Here is a 14,554-nt window from a genome sequence, read left to right on the forward strand (position 1 = left end):
TCGGGCAGGATTGCGTGCTGTCATACGCCTTGCTTTGGCCGCGGTTACAATCGAAATTGCCCCCGCCGGTCAGATCACTTCACGGAATCCATTTCATCTGATGACCCCGACGATTTCTCGTCTCGCTCTCGCAGCCCTCGCCCTCTCCGCGTCAATCCTAACCGCCCAGCCAGCCCTCGCCGCTGTTGCCTGCGGCTCGGGCAATTTCGACGCCTGGCTCGCGGACTTCAAAGCCGACGCCGCGGCCAAGGGCGTCTCGCAGCAGGCCGTTGCCGCCGGGCTTGCCGGCGTGACGCTCGATCAGAGCGTGCTCAACCGGGACCGCTCGCAAAAAGTCTTCACCCAGACCTTCGAGGAGTTCTCCGGCCGCATGGTGCCGCCGCGCATGCAGCGCGGCTCCAACATGATGAAGCAGTACGGCTCGGTGCTGTCCCGCATCGAACAGACTTATGGCGTGCCCGGCGAGGTGCTGGTCGCGATCTGGGGTCTCGAGACCGATTTCGGCGTCAACACCGGCAAGTTCGCCACCATCCGCTCGCTGGCAACGCTGGCCTATGATTGCCGTCGCTCCGACCAGTTTCGTGCCGAGCTGCTGGATGCGCTGCGCATCGTCCAGCGCGGCGACCTCGCCCCCGCCGACATGAAGGGCGCATGGGCCGGCGAGCTCGGTCAGACCCAGTTCATGCCGTCGTCCTGGATGAAATACGCCGTCGATTTCGACGGCAATGGCAAGCGCGACCTCTTGCACAACGCGCCCGACGTGCTCGCCTCCACCGCCAATTATCTCGCGGGCTACGGCTGGCAGCGCGGCAAGGACTGGCAGCCGGGCAGTCCGAATTTTGCGGTATTGCAGCAATGGAATAAGAGCGAAGTCTACTCCAAGACCGTCGCCTATTTCGCGACCCAGCTCGCACGCGCCCCTTAAATAGCGCCCGACAGGACGCGTAGGGCCGATCGCCCGGCGATCGGCCCTCTCTTGGTGCGTTTACTTCCCCATGGTGGCGTTCATCGCCTTGTTCAGGTGCGCGCCGCACACACCCATTTTGCCGTTGAGAAGCGCGTCCTGCGCAGCCGCGATCTCCTTCTGCGCCACGAACTTGCTGTCGCCGTCGGCCATGTTCTCGATCGCGGTCTCCGTCTTCTCCAGGTTGGCTGAGCTGCAACCGCCCATGGCGTGCTTGGCAGCCTGGGCCGGCGCGACGGCGAACGCGACGGCGGCAATTGCGATAACCCCGAGTAACTTCGTCATGATGTTACTTTCCTTCTCTTGTTCTTGTGACAGAACCAGCGACATTGCCAGAATCTGCGACATGACTTTCCTCCGGGCGCGGCAACTTGCCGCAATAAATTCCTCGCGAGAATTGCGTGATGTTGCGTGCGGCGCAGAGGCACCATGCAAAATTTCTGATTTTCATTACACCCTTGTAATGAACGCCACACGTTCGGCGTGTGTGCACCGCACCAGAGAGGCGGTTGCGGTCTGAAACGAGGCAGGGTGAGTTTCGGCAGGCTTCACGCCCGGCCGTCTGGTGATCCGCCAGCCCAAAGCGAGTTGGATCGTCGGGACCCGGTCGCATAGTGTCCCACATATGAATGGATTTATATTCATATCTATAGTTCCGCTATCATGCGATTCGCGCATGCGAGACTTGGGCGCAGGCGCTGACTGATCGCCTTGAGAACAGTTGGAACCCTACCTATTTCCATTTCACCGGTAACGAGAGTGGTTGCAGTAAACCCGTGAATTCACGGTGATTTATGGCAAAGCATTCCCTATTTCGCCTACCCTTTAGGCGAGAGTGCTCCCGGGTTAATCGTCCGTTACCACCGCTATGCACCTCGCGCTTAGCTGCATCGCAACATCGGAACTTTCGCACTGCACCACTCTCACCTATATTCATTTCAACGATGAGGCCCGGGCAAGGGCTGAATCGAACTACAGGAGACTACCAATGCTGCTCTCGCTCATCCGCATGATCCAGGCTTTCCGGGACTATCAGCGCAATGTTGCCGAGCTGTCCCAGCTCAGCGATCGCGAACTGGCCGACATCGGCCTCGATCGCTCGGACATCCCGCGCGTTGCCGCCGGTCAGTATCAGGGCTGATTTCGTTCAGCCCTTCACCGGACGAACCGATAGCGCTCGCCTCGTGCGGGCGTTGTCGTTTCTGATGGCAGAAAACTCCATCTCGGCGATTCCACTGACCGCCGAAAAGCGCTACCTGTCCGCCCCATGACAGGAACCCAATCCAACATTGTGCACGTGATCGGCGCCGGCCTTGCCGGTTCCGAAGCCGCCTGGCAGGTCGCCAAGTCCGGCGTGCCCGTGGTGCTGCACGAGATGCGGCCGGACCGCATGACCGAAGCGCACCGCACCGATGGGCTCGCCGAGCTCGTCTGCTCCAATTCGTTCCGCTCGGACGACGCCGCCAACAACGCCGTCGGCCTGCTGCACGCCGAAATGCGCCGGCTCGGCTCGCTGATCATGCGCGCGGCCGACGCCAACCAGGTGCCCGCCGGCGGTGCGCTCGCGGTCGACCGCGACGGCTTCTCGGCGGCCGTCACCAAGGCGCTCAACGACCACCCCCTGATCGAGATCGCCCGTGGCGAGGTTTCCGGCCTGCCGCCGGCCGATTGGAGCAACGTGATCGTGGCGACCGGCCCCCTCACCTCCGCCCCGCTGGCCGACGCCATCCGCGAATTGACCGACGAGAACGCTCTCGCCTTCTTCGACGCGATCGCGCCAATCGTGCATCGCGAGTCCATCGACATGTCGGTCGCCTGGTTCCAGTCGCGCTATGACAAGGTCGGCCCCGGCGGCACCGGTGCCGACTACATCAACTGCCCCATGACCAAGGAGCAGTATGACGGCTTCGTCGCCGCGCTGATCGCAGGCGAGAAGACCGAGTTCAAGGAATGGGAAACCAACACGCCCTATTTCGACGGCTGCCTGCCGATCGAGGTGATGGCGGAGCGCGGCCCCGAGACGTTGCGCCACGGCCCGATGAAGCCGGTCGGCCTCACCAATCCGCACGATCCCACCACGAAGGCCTACGCGATCGTGCAGCTGCGCCAGGACAACAAGCTCGGCACGCTCTACAACATCGTCGGATTCCAGACGAAGCTGAAATACGGCGAGCAGCAACGCATCTTCCGCAGCATTCCGGGGCTGGAGAAGGCCGAATTCGCCCGCCTCGGCGGCCTGCATCGCAACACCTTCCTCAATTCGCCAAAGCTGCTCGACGGCCAGCTGCGCCTGCGCGCGCAGCCGCGGCTGCGCTTCGCCGGTCAGATGACCGGCTGCGAGGGCTATGTGGAATCCGCCAGCGTCGGCCTGATCGCCGGTCTCTATGCGGCGGCGGATGCGCGCGGCGAGACGCTGGCGAGCCCGCCCGCTACGACGGCACTGGGATCGCTGCTCGGTCACATCACCGGCGGCCATATCGAGACCATCGAGCCCGGTACACGCTCGTTCCAGCCGATGAACATCAATTTCGGCCTGTTCCCGCCGCTCGCGAGCGCGCCGACGAAGAAGCCCGACGGCACGCGCCTGCGCGGCAACGAAAAGACGGTGGCCAAGAAGCAGGCGATGAGCGCGCTGGCACTCGCCGATCTCGATCGCTGGATCGCCGATCACCTGCGCATCGCCGCAGCCGCGTGAGTTTTTCGATGAGTCTTCCCAAAGACGACGCCGCGACACTGTCGGCGCGCTGGACCGAGGGCGTGCTGCTCAAGCGCGACGTGTTCTCGACCGTCGAGCGCGGCCGCTTCCGCGGTGACAGCGGCGAGGTCGACGCCGTGCTGCGCCGGCTCGACGAAGTGCCGTGGTGGTCATTCCTCCTGGCCCGTCATCTGTTCGCGCGCGAGAAACACGCACTCGTTCTTGCAAAAGGCCTGAACGTCGGCCCCGAGTTGCTGTGGGCCGGACGCCGCGCCCTGGTACGCGGCTTTGTCGACGGCGTCGCGCTCCATCTCGCCAAGCCGCATGGCGACCTCGCCTATTTCCGCTCGGCCAAGGCGGCGCTACGCCGGCTGCGCCGCGCCGGCATCTGCCACAACGATCTCGCCAAGGAGCAGAACTGGCTGGTCGGCCGCGACGGCCGCGCCTATGTCACCGACTTCCAGCTCGCGGCCTGCTTCAACCGACGTGGCCGGCTCTACCGCATCCTCGCCTACGAGGACCTGCGGCATCTGCTCAAGCACAAGCGTTCCTATGCACCCGAGGCGCTGACGCCGCGCGAGCGAAAAATCCTGGCGAAGAAATCATTCGCCGCCAGCCTGTGGCTCGCGACCGGCAAGAAGGTCTATCGCGCGATCACGCGCGGCCTGTTCAACTTCACCGACCGCGAGGGCGGCGGCCGCCGGCTGGTCAACGACGCGCCGGTGCTGGCCGAGCTGATCCGCAAGAACCCGGCCGTGCGCGACACCGCCATCGTCGCCTTCGCCGACCGCCGCTCCGGCGTCGGGCTCTATGCCTTCGTCGAGGCCGATCAGGCCACGCTYGAAGGCGAGCTTCGCAGCGAACTTTCGGCCGCCAAGGGTCCAAAGCCGCCGGAGCACATCCAGGTCGTACACGCGCTGCCCCGCGATACCAGCGGCAAGCCGCGGACCGAGATCCTGCAACTGGTCGCCATGAACCAGCTCGACCTGATCGAGCCGATGATGAAGAACGACCAGGACCGCGCCTTCCTCAAGGACATCCTGGAACAGCGGAAGAACCTGCGGGACCGTTTCAATTTCGAGGCGGACCTGCCGGCGGGCTGACGGGCTGCTCGCGCCTTGAAGCGTCCACATTGGCGATAGAGAAGCGATCGGATCATTCGGGCGGCGGGTCATGGGCATTCGGAGGGTGATGATGCATGGTGTGGTTGGCGGCGTGATCGCTGGCCTTCTGCTGCTCGCAGCTGCGCCCGCGATGGCCGAATCCCCGGCCGAGCTGATCTCCGGCTTTCGCCTCAAGAACGGCGAAGTCCGCGTCGTCCGCGATTCAACCCTTGACCGCATCGCCATGGACCAGGCCCGCGCGATGGCGGCAAAGGACGACCTCAGCCACGACGCGCTCGGCCCGTTCAACCGGCGCGTCGCACCGGCCGGCGCGGGCCGCGCGGCCGAGAACATCGCCTACGGCTACGACAATTTCGAGAAGACGCTGGGACAGTGGATCGACTCGTCCGGGCATCGCAAGAACCTGCTGCTGCACAACGCCTCCCGCGTCGGTATCGCGAGCGCAAAAAATGCCAGCGGCAAGCGAACCTATTGGGCCATGGTGATCGCGGGCGACTACGAGCCGAAGGGCAAGGGCAAAGGTAAAGGCAAGAAGGACGAGGAGCCGCTGGTTGCCGTGAAGCGCGAGGCCGCGCCCGCCAGCAAGCCCAAATCCAGCGGCTGCCACGTCAAGCTGCTCGGCCTCTGTATCTGAGACGAGAAAATTTCAGCCGCGGCGCGCGGCCTCGATCGCGGCGACATCGATCTTCGTCATCCCCATCATCGCATCGAAGGCGCGCTTGGCCTCGGCACCGCCCGCCGCCAGTGCCTCAGTCAACACCCGCGGCGTGATCTGCCAGGAGAGGCCCCATCTGTCCTTGCACCAGCCGCAGGCGCTCTCCTGCCCGCCATTGCCGATGATGGCGTTCCAATAGCGGTCGGTCTCCTCCTGATCGTCGGTGGCGATCTGGAACGAGAAGGCCTCATTGTGCTTGAAGATCGGACCGCCGTTGAGGCCGAGACAGGCGACCCCGGCCACGGTGAACTCGACGGTGAGCACGTCGCCGGCCTTACCCGACGGGTAGTCGCTGGGCGCGCGGTGGATGGCGCTCACTGCGCTGTCGGGGAACGTCTCGGCATAGAAGCGGGCAGCCGCCTCGGCGTCTTTGTCGTACCAGAGGCAAATCGTGTTCTTCGCCATTGCGCGTCCCCTTCGGTTCCGGGCCATCACACCGCCATCCATTGAGAATGGACGGCGGTGTGATGTCTTTCGCCTAGATACCCTCTTGAATGCGCCTCACCAAGGCGCGCCAATGCCGCGGCCTATGCGACCCGGGGTTCCGCCACGTCCCTGGCTTTCAGGTCTCGCGGAAGCACCGTCAGCAGCAGCAACGCACAGAGCACGCACAAGCCGCCAATGACATAGAGCGCCGGCGTCGTGCTGCCGGTCACATCCTTGACCGAGCCAACCATGACCGGGCTGACGATGCCGCCGACCTGCCCCAGCGTGTTGATGAGTGCGATCCCGCTCGCTGCCCCCGCACCGGTGAGAATTTTCGGAGGCAGCGTCCAGAATGTCGGAATGGCCGCAACCACGCCGGCACCAAGGATGGCAAGCGCGCCAACCAGCGTGACGACGTTCCTGTCGAATACGCCCGAGGCGAAGAAGCCCACCGCCGCCGTCAGCACCAGACCCGCGACGAATTTGGGGCGCTCCCCCGATGCATCCGACAATCGGCCTACGACGATCATGCAGATGGCGCCGCAGATATAGGGAACGGCGGTCAGGAAGCCGATCGCAGCCGCGCTTCCGCCCCCGGCCGCCTTGATCAGGTCGGGCGCCCAGAAATTGAGGCCGTAGGAGGCGATCTGGATCAGGAAGTAGATGAATCCGAGCAGCAGCACGCCGGGCATGAGCAGCGAGCGCCATGCCGAATGCTCGCCGATCTCGTTCTTCTGGCGGTCCAGCTGAACCGAGATCAATCGGCGCTCGTCGTCGCTCAACCATTCGGCCTGCTCGATCCCGTCGTCGAAGCGCAGCAGCACGACGAAGCCAAGCGCAACGCAGGGAATGCCGCCAGCCAGAAACAGCCATTGCCAACCGGCCAGACCGTGCAGCCCGTTCAGATAGTTGAGGATGAGACCCGAGATCGGCGCGCCGATGATCCCCGAGAATGCAGTGGCGAGAAAGAACACGGACGTCATGCGGCCGCGATGCGATTTTGGAAACCAGAGTGTCAGGTAATAGAGAATGCCGGGCGCAAATCCCGCCTCCATGGCGCCAATCACGAAGCGCAGCGCATAGAACTGCCACTCGCTATGAACGAAGACCATCGCCGCCGTCGCCAGCCCCCAGGAAATCATGATGCGGGCGATCCAGCGCCGCGCGCCGAAGCGATAGAGCAGCATATTGCTCGGCACTTCCAGCAGGACGTAGCCAACGACGAACAGGCTGGCGCCAAATCCGTAGGCTGTGTTGCTGAGGCCGAGATCGGCCTGGAGCGCAGCCTTGGCAAAGCTGATGTTGACGCGGTCGAAGAACGCAAAGAAGTAGCAGACGATGATCAGCGGCATCAGCCGCCACGCAATCTTCTTGATGACCTGATGCTCTGTGAGTCCAGTATCGAGGTCGGCAGTCGCCGCCGTGGCAATCGTCATGGTTTCCTCCAATGTGTTTTGAATTTTGATAGCGGTCGATCAGCCCGAGCGTCGCAGCCGCTCGGGTATGGGGTGCAGATCGAGGGGACGGCCGGCCTTGGCGACCTGTCCCGGCACCTCATGTCCGACCACTCCAGGCAATCGGAACGAGAGATCGATCAAGCGCTGCAGATCGAGACCGGTTCGCAAGCCCGTCTCGTGGCAGAGATTGACGAGGTCTTCGGTACAGACATTGCCGGTGGCGCCCGGCGCAAATGGACATCCGCCGAGGCCGCCCAGCGCGGCGTCAAAGCGGCGCGCGCCGGTGTCATAGGCCGCGAGGACGTTAACCAGCCCGAGACCGCGCGTGTTGTGGAAGTGAAGCGTAAGCATGTCCGCAGGGACCAGCATCAAGACCGCGGCAACCAGCTGCGAGACCTGATTGGGATTGGCCATGCCCGTGGTGTCGGCGAGCGTGACGCCGTCGACCCCGAGATCGAGATAGCGCTTGACGATATCGAGCACCTTCTCGAGAGGCTGCAGGCCTTCGAACGGACAGCCGAACGCGGTCGCAACCGTCGCGTTGACCAACGCGCCGCCTGCGTGGGCCGGCTTCACGATCTCGCTGAGCGACGCCAGCGACGCCGCATGCGTCATGTTCATGTTGGCACGGTTGTGCGTTTCACTCGCCGACATCACGAAATTGAGCTCGTCGGCGCGTGCGGCCAGCGCCAGCTCAGAACCCTTCCGGTTCGGGATCAGCGCCGTATAGATCGTGCCTGGCCGCCGCTCGATGCCGGTGAAGACGTCCGTGGCGTCGCGCAGCGACGGCACGGCCGCCGCTGACACGAATGACGAGACCTCGATGCGACTGAAGCCGATCGCAGAGAGCGAATTGATCAGCCGGATTTTCTCGCTGGTTTCGACCCATTTCGCTTCGATCTGAAGGCCGTCGCGCGGAGCGACCTCCTGGATCCGGATGTCCGGTGGCGGCGCCGTCATTGCACCGCTCCGCTGCGGCGCAGCTGCGCGATATCGCCTGCCTGCAAGCCGAGACCCGCGAGCACCTCGTCGGTATGCTGTCCCAGCGTCGGGCCAGGCCATTTGACGGCGCCCGGGGTGTCGGAGAGCTTTGGCGCGATGCCCGGCATCTTTACGGTGACATCGCCCGGCAGCTCGGTCTGCAGGATCATCTCGCGGGCGGCGTAATGGGGATCGTCGACAATATCGGCGACGGAATAGATCCGGCCCGCGGGAACGTCGGCCGCATCGAGACGTGCGAGGATCTCGTCCATCGTTCGCTGCGAGGTCCATGCAGTGATGGCAGCATCGAGCAAGGCGTTGCTGCGGACACGTCCGTCATTGCTGGCAAGGGCCGGATCGTCGGCAAGGTCCGGCCGCCAGATGACCAGCATCAAGCGTTTGAAGATCGCGTCGCTGTTGCCGGCGATCACGACATGGCGCCCGTCGGAGCTGGGATATGTATTGGATGGACTGATGCCCGGCAGGGCGCCGCCGGTGCGGGTCCTGACATGACCCATGAGGTCATATTCGGGGACAAGACTCTCCATCAGGTTGAACACGCTCTCATAGAGCGAGACGTCGACCACCTGCCCTCGCCCCTGCCCTGTCTTGACACGAAGCAGCGACATCAGCGCGCCGATCACGCCATGAAGCGAAGCAAGGCTGTCGCCGATGCTGATGCCGACCCGGGCCGGCGGGCTGTCGGGATCGCCGGTAGTGAAGCGCAGCCCGCCCATGGCCTCTCCGATCGCGCCGAACCCGGAGCGGTCGCGGTAAGGGCCGGTCTGCCCGTAGCCGGAGATGCGGACCAGTGTCAGGTCCGGATTGAGCTTTGAGAGCACGTCCCAGCCGAGGCCAAGCTTCTCGAGGCTTCCTGGCTTGAAATTCTCGATCACGACATCGGCTTGCGCGGCCAGGCGCAGCGCGACGTCGCGCCCGTCAGGCGATTTCAGATCGATCGCGATCGACTTCTTGTTGCGGGATTGCAGGTACCACCAGAGCGAGGTGCCCTGATGCAGCTTGCGCCATCTGCGCAACGGATCCCCGCTGCCCGGCTGCTCGATCTTGATGACTTCGGCGCCGAACTCAGCAAAGAGCCGCGCGGCAAATGGTGCCGCGATCAAAGTTCCGAGTTCGACGACTCGTATTCCGGATAATGGTCCGTCCACGTCTGGCGCTCCTCGATCGTCTTTGATCGTGGTGTCGCCGAGCGCAGGGCCTTAAGTCCAATATCCTTTGATGAACACGCGTTCGCGGATGACGAACGACACGAAGGCCGCCATCAGTGAGGTTTGGTTCCGGGCAATCGCAGATGATCGAGCATCAACTGGCTCGTCGCCGACAATCCCGCGGGATCCCTGGCCACCAGCACCAGTTCGCGATCGGCCCAGTCGTCGCTTAACTCGACGGCCGTCAGATTCATGCCGTGACTGAGGACCTCGAACGCACGGTCGGGAATGAGGCCGATCCCCATGCCGGCCTGCACCATCCGGCAGACCGCATCAAAACCCGGTACGTGGACCCGCAACCGGATCGACTTGCCGATCTGCTGCGCGGTGTATTGCGAGCGCAGATAGATCGAGCTGGTCGCAAACAGGCCGACATGGTCGTAGTCGAGTGTATCGGCGAACGAAACGTCTCTTGCCGACGCAAGCGGATGATCGGATCGCACCACGATGACGAGGCGGTCGCGTCGATAGGAGAACCGCTCCAGCCCGCGCGTCGACACGTCTGCCGAGCAGATGCCGATTTCGGCCACGCCCTCCTCGACGCCGCGAACGACATCGGCGCTGGGGCGCTCCTGCAGATCGAGCCGCACCAACTCGTGCGAGCGAAAGAAGCCGGGCAGATCGTCGGGAAGGAATTCGACGATCGACGACAGATTGGCCAGCATCCGCACATGCCCGCGCACGCCGCGCGCATGCTCGGCCATGTCGACGGCGATCTTCTCGACGTTGAGCAACGTCACGCGCGCATGATGCAGCAGCGATTCACCGGCCGGCGTCAGCGCCATGCCGTTCGGATGCCGCTCGAACAGCGCGACCTCGAGCACTTCCTCGAGATCATGCATGCGCTTGCTGACAGCAGAGGGCGCGATCGCCTCGCGCTGCGAGGCGCGCGTCAAATTGCCTTCCTCACAGATGGCGATGAACAGCCTGAGGGTCGTGAGGTCGATCCGTCGGGTGATGTTGGTCCTGGGCGTCCCGGTCATTGAGCGGGATTGCGTTTTCTCTTGCATGGTCTGTTTCCCGATCCGGGAAGATATAGCGTTCGAAGCCACCGGGTTTCTCAAAATCCGGGGAGAAAGGCCGCCGATTTGGAATCCGATACCAAGACGAGGCAATAATCCGCCATTTTGTTCCAAGCTGCACATGAGCTTGCTCGCGCTCGTCAACGCGCCTAATTCATGGGATCGGGATAGCAGAGGCGGAGACCAGCACTTGATCGACATCGACCGGATACGTTCCGACACCCCGGCCGCCTCCCGCCTCGCTTATCTCCACAATGCCGGCGCGGCCCTCATGCCAACTGCCGTCGTCGCGGCAATGAAGGACCACATCGATCTGGAGGGCGAGATCGGAGGTTATGCCGCTGCCGACCGCGAGTCCGATCGGCTCGATGCGGTCTACGGCTCCGTAGCGCGCCTTCTGAATGCCGCCCCCGATGAGATCGCCCTCATGGAGAACGCGACAATTGCCTGGCAGATGGCGTTCTACGCGCTTCCGTTTCGCCAGGGCGATCGGATCCTGACCGCCGAAGCGGAATACGCAGCCAACTACGTCGCGTTTCTTCAGGTCGCAAGGCGCACGGGCGCGATCATCGATGTCGTGCCGAGCGACGCCACCGGCGAGCTCGACGTCCACGCGCTCGAACGCATGATCGACGAGCGCGTGAAGCTGATCGCCGTCACCTGGGTTCCGACCAATGGCGGATTGGTCAATCCCGCGGCGGCGATCGGCAAGATCGCGCGGGCGCACGGGATTCCCTATCTGCTCGACGCCTGCCAGGCGGTCGGCCAGATGACGGTCGACGTCGAAGCCGTCGGCTGTGACATGCTGTCGGCGACGGGGCGTAAATTCCTCCGCGGCCCGCGCGGCACGGGCTTTCTCTACGTCCGCCGCGAGATGCTGCAACGACTCGAGCCGCCGATGATCGATCACTTCGCCGCGCCCTGGGTCTCGCGCGGTGAATATCGGCTCCGTGACGATGCCCGCCGTTTCGAGACATGGGAGAACAATTACGCGGCACGTCTCGGTCTCGGCGCTGCCATCGATTATGCCCTCGCGATCGGCCTCGGCCCCATCGAGCAGCGCTGCCGTCTGCTTGCGGACCGTCTTCGCGGCGGCCTCGCCTCCGTTCGCGGCGTGACTATTCGCGACCTCGGACGCGCACCGGGCGCCATCGTCAGCTTCACGCTGGATGGGTATGAGGCGGACGCCATCGTCAGAAGCGCCGCTGCGGCAGGCATCACCATCGGCGCTTCAGATCCGGGGAGCACCCGTATCGATGCCGAAATCCGCTCGCTGCCACCGGTCGTGCGGGCCTCCCCGCATTACTACAACACGGAAGCCGAGATCGACCGGCTGATCGGCCACCTCGCGGGTTTGGCGCCGCGATAGCGGCGCGCCGCTCAGGTGCAGCGCGCGCTCAGTCCGGATGCGCCGAGCTTGGCCATGACCTCGTCGAGATGCGCGCTGTCGCGGGTCTCGATGACGAGCTGAAGCAGCGTCGCTTTGGCCGGCAGATCGGAGAAGGTCCGCTGATGCGAGACCTCGATGATGTTGGCGCCGGCCTCGGCCAGCAGTGAGGCGACGGCGGCCAATTGCCCCGGCCGATCGGGGATATCGAGCGACAACTGGGTCAGCCGCCCCTCGCGCGCCAGCTCACGCGTCAGAACGGAGGCGATCAGCCGCGTGTCGATGTTGCCGCCGCTCAGGACGAGGCCGACCTTCTGGCCGGCAAAGCGGGACGTATCGGACATCAGCGCGGCAAGCCCGGCGGCGCCGGCGCCCTCGACGACCGTCTTCTCGATCGAGATCAGGGTCGCGACCGCACGCTCGAGCTCGGCTTCGTTCACCAGCGCGATATCGTCGACGAGGCGGCGGACGATCTCGGTCGTGATCTTGCCCGGCGATTTCACCGCGATGCCTTCGGCGAGCGTGTCGCCGCGCGCGGGCAGATTGCCGTCATGGATGGCGTTGTACATCGAGGGGTAGAGCCAGGCCTCGACGCCAAGAATCCGCACCGTCGGCTTGATCGATTTCGCGGCAATGCCGATGCCGCTGATCAGGCCACCGCCGCCGATCGGGACCACCAGCGTATCGAGCTCCGGCACCGCCTTCAGCATCTCGAGCCCGACAGTGCCCTGCCCCGCGATGACGAGCGGGTCGTCGTAGGGGTGGACGAAGATCATGCCGCGGGCCTCGCCATGGCTGCGCGCATAGACGGCCGCCTCCTCCAGCGTCGCGCCCGTCACCACCACCTCGGCGCCGTGGTGCTTGGTGTTCTCGACCTTCACCATGGGCGTGCCGACCGGCATGACGATGGTGGCGGGAATGCCGAGCCGCTTGGCGTGATAGGCGACGCCCTGCGCGTGGTTGCCCGCCGACATCGCGATGACGCCGCGCGCACGCTCCTCCGGCGTCAGCGCGGTGAGCCGGTTGAGCGCACCCCGCTCCTTGAACGAGGAGGTGAACTGGAGGTTTTCGAATTTCAGCCAGATGTCGCAGCCGCAGATGTTGCTCAGCGTGCGGCTGTAGCTGCAGGGCGTCTCGACGACGGCGCCGCGGATGGTGTCGGCGGCGGCATGAATGTCGCCCAGAGCGACCGGAAGGCCGCTAAGATCGGGGGACGTGTTTTGGGACAACTCAGCCATAGGACAGCATAGAGCATTTGACCGTTTGAGGCGATAAACCGGCCGCTATTTGGTAAATTCCCGGGAACGTGAAGCCCGCCACAGCGTCCATAGCGTGCGCAGCCGCGACGGGGGCTGCGGCGCAAACGGATTGCGCCCGGGTTGCGACAGGCGCTTGAGGTCACCCCGCACCTGGCTCAGCAGCAGAAACGCTGGCCGTGCCGGCGCCGGCACCTCCGGCAACAACGACAAGGCCGTCGTCAAATGCTGCTCGGCTTCGCCCACGAGCTGGCCCAGCACCGCATGCAGATTTGGCGTCTCCTTGCCGGCGAACACGTCCTCCATCTGGCAGCCATGGGCCGCCAGCAGCTGCTGCGGCAGGAACAGTTGCCGGTGCGCCGAGTCGCGCGGCAGATTCGCAATCACCTGCGCGATGCCCTGGGCGAGCCCGGCATGCCTTGCGACATGCTCGGCCGCCTCCGAAGGCGGCGCCATGACCCGCGCCGCGAGGGCAAACAATGCCGAACAGGTCGCGTCCAGATAACCCTCCAGAGCCGCCATGGTCGGCATCGGATCGTTGTAGAGATCGAACTGATGCTCGTCGGCGAGCAGCGACAACGGCTCGACCGGCAGGTCGAAATCGCTGATCGCACGCAATAGCTCCGCCGCCACCGGGTTGCCCTCGGCGCTGCCGTGGACGTGGCCCGACAGCATGTCGGTCCACCATTGCAGGCGGATTTCGCCGGGCAAGGGCTGGCTCACCTGGTCGCGGACGCGGACGATCTCGACATTGAAGGCATAGAGCGCCAGCAGCGCCTGGCGCTCGGCGGCCGGCGCAAACAGCGTTGCGGCATAGCGCGGGAAGTCATGGCTGCGCACGAGGCCGGCGCAGAAGGCGACCGAATCGGCCGGAGGCGCAGCGCTGCTCATGGCACGGCGATCAGCGCCGCGGCGACGCGGCGCCGCTCGCCGATCATGATGTTGTAGGTGCGCACGGCGGGACCGGTCTGCATCGTATCCAGCACCACCCTCACCGCCTTCAGCGCCTGCCGCAGGTCCGGCGGCGGCAACCAGACGCCGGTTCCGGTACCGATCAGAAGCGTGTCGATGCTGTTGGCCGCCGTGAAGACGCGATCCAGCGAATAGCGGTCGATCTTCGTCGGGTCCGTCACGTCCCAGGCCCAGATCGCGTCGGGCAGGCAGAGCAGCGATCCCCGATGCGACATGCCGGCAAAGGCGAAGCCGCCCTTGCCATAGGCTTCGATCGGCGCCGAGCGGGGAAAATGCGGTGCGTTGGGATCGCCGGCCATGTGCTTCGTCCGAATGAGCTTACTGCC

15 protein-coding genes are annotated in these 14,554 nt (G+C 64.5%); 6 read left to right on the plus strand and 9 right to left on the minus strand.

Annotated elements, in window-relative coordinates:
* Nucleotides 1-100 precede the first annotated feature (100 nt).
* Nucleotides 101-925, plus strand: a complete 825-nt coding sequence (locus AB4Z51_RS09330) for a lytic murein transglycosylase (RefSeq protein WP_063983140.1) — start codon at nt 101-103, stop codon at nt 923-925.
* 60 nt (nt 926-985) lie between these two features.
* On the opposite strand, the gene AB4Z51_RS09335 is transcribed toward AB4Z51_RS09330, so the two are convergent.
* Nucleotides 986-1,312 (minus strand): hypothetical protein, encoded by a 327-nt coding sequence (locus AB4Z51_RS09335; protein WP_028152352.1) that lies wholly within the window; start codon nt 1,310-1,312, stop codon nt 986-988.
* A gap of 640 nt (nt 1,313-1,952) precedes the next feature.
* Between AB4Z51_RS09335 and AB4Z51_RS09340 the strand changes: the two genes are divergently transcribed.
* The 4 genes from AB4Z51_RS09340 (at nt 1,953) to AB4Z51_RS09355 (ending at nt 5,417) form a co-directional block, all read left to right on the plus strand.
* Nucleotides 1,953-2,105, plus strand: a complete 153-nt coding sequence (locus tag AB4Z51_RS09340; protein ID WP_007590701.1) for a DUF1127 domain-containing protein — start codon at nt 1,953-1,955, stop codon at nt 2,103-2,105.
* Between the two features lie 126 nt (nt 2,106-2,231).
* On the plus strand, nt 2,232-3,659 hold the full coding sequence (trmFO, locus tag AB4Z51_RS09345; RefSeq protein WP_135213730.1) for a methylenetetrahydrofolate--tRNA-(uracil(54)-C(5))-methyltransferase (FADH(2)-oxidizing) TrmFO: 1,428 nt from the start codon (nt 2,232-2,234) through the stop codon (nt 3,657-3,659).
* Between the two features lie 8 nt (nt 3,660-3,667).
* Nucleotides 3,668-4,762: an AMP-binding enzyme gene (locus AB4Z51_RS09350; RefSeq protein ID WP_135213731.1), complete on the plus strand. Its 1,095-nt coding sequence runs from the start codon at nt 3,668-3,670 to the stop codon at nt 4,760-4,762.
* Nucleotides 4,763-4,832: 70 nt separating this feature from the next.
* A complete protein-coding gene (locus tag AB4Z51_RS09355; RefSeq protein ID WP_439036681.1) occupies nt 4,833-5,417 on the plus strand; it encodes a CAP domain-containing protein in 585 nt (194 codons plus the stop codon).
* Nucleotides 5,418-5,429: 12 nt separating this feature from the next.
* Here the strand turns inward: AB4Z51_RS09355 and AB4Z51_RS09360 are convergent, their stop codons facing one another.
* The 5 genes from AB4Z51_RS09360 to AB4Z51_RS09380 form a co-directional block, all read right to left on the minus strand.
* Nucleotides 5,430-5,903, minus strand: a complete 474-nt coding sequence (locus AB4Z51_RS09360) for a VOC family protein (protein WP_038933037.1) — start codon at nt 5,901-5,903, stop codon at nt 5,430-5,432.
* Between the two features lie 122 nt (nt 5,904-6,025).
* Nucleotides 6,026-7,360: an MFS transporter gene (locus AB4Z51_RS09365; RefSeq protein ID WP_135213732.1), complete on the minus strand. Its 1,335-nt coding sequence runs from the start codon at nt 7,358-7,360 to the stop codon at nt 6,026-6,028.
* Between the two features lie 39 nt (nt 7,361-7,399).
* The gene (locus AB4Z51_RS09370; RefSeq protein WP_135213733.1) at nt 7,400-8,341 is read right to left on the minus strand and encodes a hydroxymethylglutaryl-CoA lyase; all 942 of its coding nucleotides are present in this window, start codon (nt 8,339-8,341) and stop codon (nt 7,400-7,402) included.
* On the minus strand, nt 8,338-9,531 hold the full coding sequence (locus AB4Z51_RS09375) for a CaiB/BaiF CoA transferase family protein (RefSeq protein WP_135213734.1): 1,194 nt from the start codon (nt 9,529-9,531) through the stop codon (nt 8,338-8,340). The genes AB4Z51_RS09370 and AB4Z51_RS09375 overlap by 4 nt, the downstream gene beginning before the upstream one ends.
* A 113-nt stretch (nt 9,532-9,644) precedes the next feature.
* A complete protein-coding gene (locus AB4Z51_RS09380) occupies nt 9,645-10,814 on the minus strand; it encodes a LysR family transcriptional regulator (protein ID WP_441497316.1) in 1,170 nt (389 codons plus the stop codon).
* Here AB4Z51_RS09380 and AB4Z51_RS09385 point away from each other — a divergent pair.
* Entirely contained in the window at nt 10,804-11,982 is a 1,179-nt protein-coding gene (locus AB4Z51_RS09385; protein ID WP_135213735.1) for an aminotransferase class V-fold PLP-dependent enzyme, read from the plus strand. The two genes, AB4Z51_RS09380 and AB4Z51_RS09385, sit on opposite strands and share 11 nt — an antisense overlap.
* A gap of 11 nt (nt 11,983-11,993) precedes the next feature.
* Here AB4Z51_RS09385 and AB4Z51_RS09390 read toward each other — a convergent pair whose 3' ends face one another.
* Genes AB4Z51_RS09390 through AB4Z51_RS09400 form a run of 3 tightly spaced genes read right to left on the minus strand, consistent with a single transcriptional unit; the run spans nt 11,994 to nt 14,527 of the window.
* Nucleotides 11,994-13,238 carry a threonine ammonia-lyase gene (locus AB4Z51_RS09390; RefSeq protein WP_063983131.1) on the minus strand — a complete coding sequence of 415 codons (1,245 nt, stop codon included), beginning with the start codon at nt 13,236-13,238 and terminating at the stop codon, nt 11,994-11,996.
* Nucleotides 13,239-13,283: 45 nt separating this feature from the next.
* Nucleotides 13,284-14,147, minus strand: coding sequence for a phytoene/squalene synthase family protein (locus AB4Z51_RS09395; protein ID WP_135213736.1), 864 nt, complete (start codon nt 14,145-14,147; stop codon nt 13,284-13,286).
* The gene (locus AB4Z51_RS09400) at nt 14,144-14,527 is read right to left on the minus strand and encodes an Mth938-like domain-containing protein (RefSeq protein WP_028152342.1); all 384 of its coding nucleotides are present in this window, start codon (nt 14,525-14,527) and stop codon (nt 14,144-14,146) included. The genes AB4Z51_RS09395 and AB4Z51_RS09400 overlap by 4 nt, the downstream gene beginning before the upstream one ends.
* Nucleotides 14,528-14,554: the final 27 nt, after the last annotated feature.

This window comes from Bradyrhizobium sp. 2TAF36, assembly GCF_052114925.1.
Lineage (GTDB): Bacteria > Pseudomonadota > Alphaproteobacteria > Rhizobiales > Xanthobacteraceae > Bradyrhizobium > Bradyrhizobium barranii.

Excerpts from the sequence above, each read along its gene's own strand:
- AB4Z51_RS09330 (WP_063983140.1), top strand. The coding sequence starts at position 101 with ATGACCCCGACGATTTCTCGTCTCGCTCTCGCAGCCCTCGCCCTCTCC.
- AB4Z51_RS09335 (WP_028152352.1), bottom strand. The coding sequence starts at position 1,312 with ATGTCGCAGATTCTGGCAATGTCGCTGGTTCTGTCACAAGAACAAGAG.
- AB4Z51_RS09340 (WP_007590701.1), top strand. The coding sequence starts at position 1,953 with ATGCTGCTCTCGCTCATCCGCATGATCCAGGCTTTCCGGGACTATCAG.
- trmFO (WP_135213730.1), top strand. The coding sequence starts at position 2,232 with ATGACAGGAACCCAATCCAACATTGTGCACGTGATCGGCGCCGGCCTT.
- AB4Z51_RS09355 (WP_439036681.1), top strand. The coding sequence starts at position 4,833 with ATGGGCATTCGGAGGGTGATGATGCATGGTGTGGTTGGCGGCGTGATC.
- AB4Z51_RS09360 (WP_038933037.1), bottom strand. The coding sequence starts at position 5,903 with ATGGCGAAGAACACGATTTGCCTCTGGTACGACAAAGACGCCGAGGCG.
- AB4Z51_RS09365 (WP_135213732.1), bottom strand. The coding sequence starts at position 7,360 with ATGACGATTGCCACGGCGGCGACTGCCGACCTCGATACTGGACTCACA.
- AB4Z51_RS09370 (WP_135213733.1), bottom strand. The coding sequence starts at position 8,341 with ATGACGGCGCCGCCACCGGACATCCGGATCCAGGAGGTCGCTCCGCGC.
- AB4Z51_RS09380 (WP_441497316.1), bottom strand. The coding sequence starts at position 10,814 with ATGTCGATCAAGTGCTGGTCTCCGCCTCTGCTATCCCGATCCCATGAA.
- AB4Z51_RS09390 (WP_063983131.1), bottom strand. The coding sequence starts at position 13,238 with ATGGCTGAGTTGTCCCAAAACACGTCCCCCGATCTTAGCGGCCTTCCG.
- AB4Z51_RS09395 (WP_135213736.1), bottom strand. The coding sequence starts at position 14,147 with ATGAGCAGCGCTGCGCCTCCGGCCGATTCGGTCGCCTTCTGCGCCGGC.
- AB4Z51_RS09400 (WP_028152342.1), bottom strand. The coding sequence starts at position 14,527 with ATGGCCGGCGATCCCAACGCACCGCATTTTCCCCGCTCGGCGCCGATC.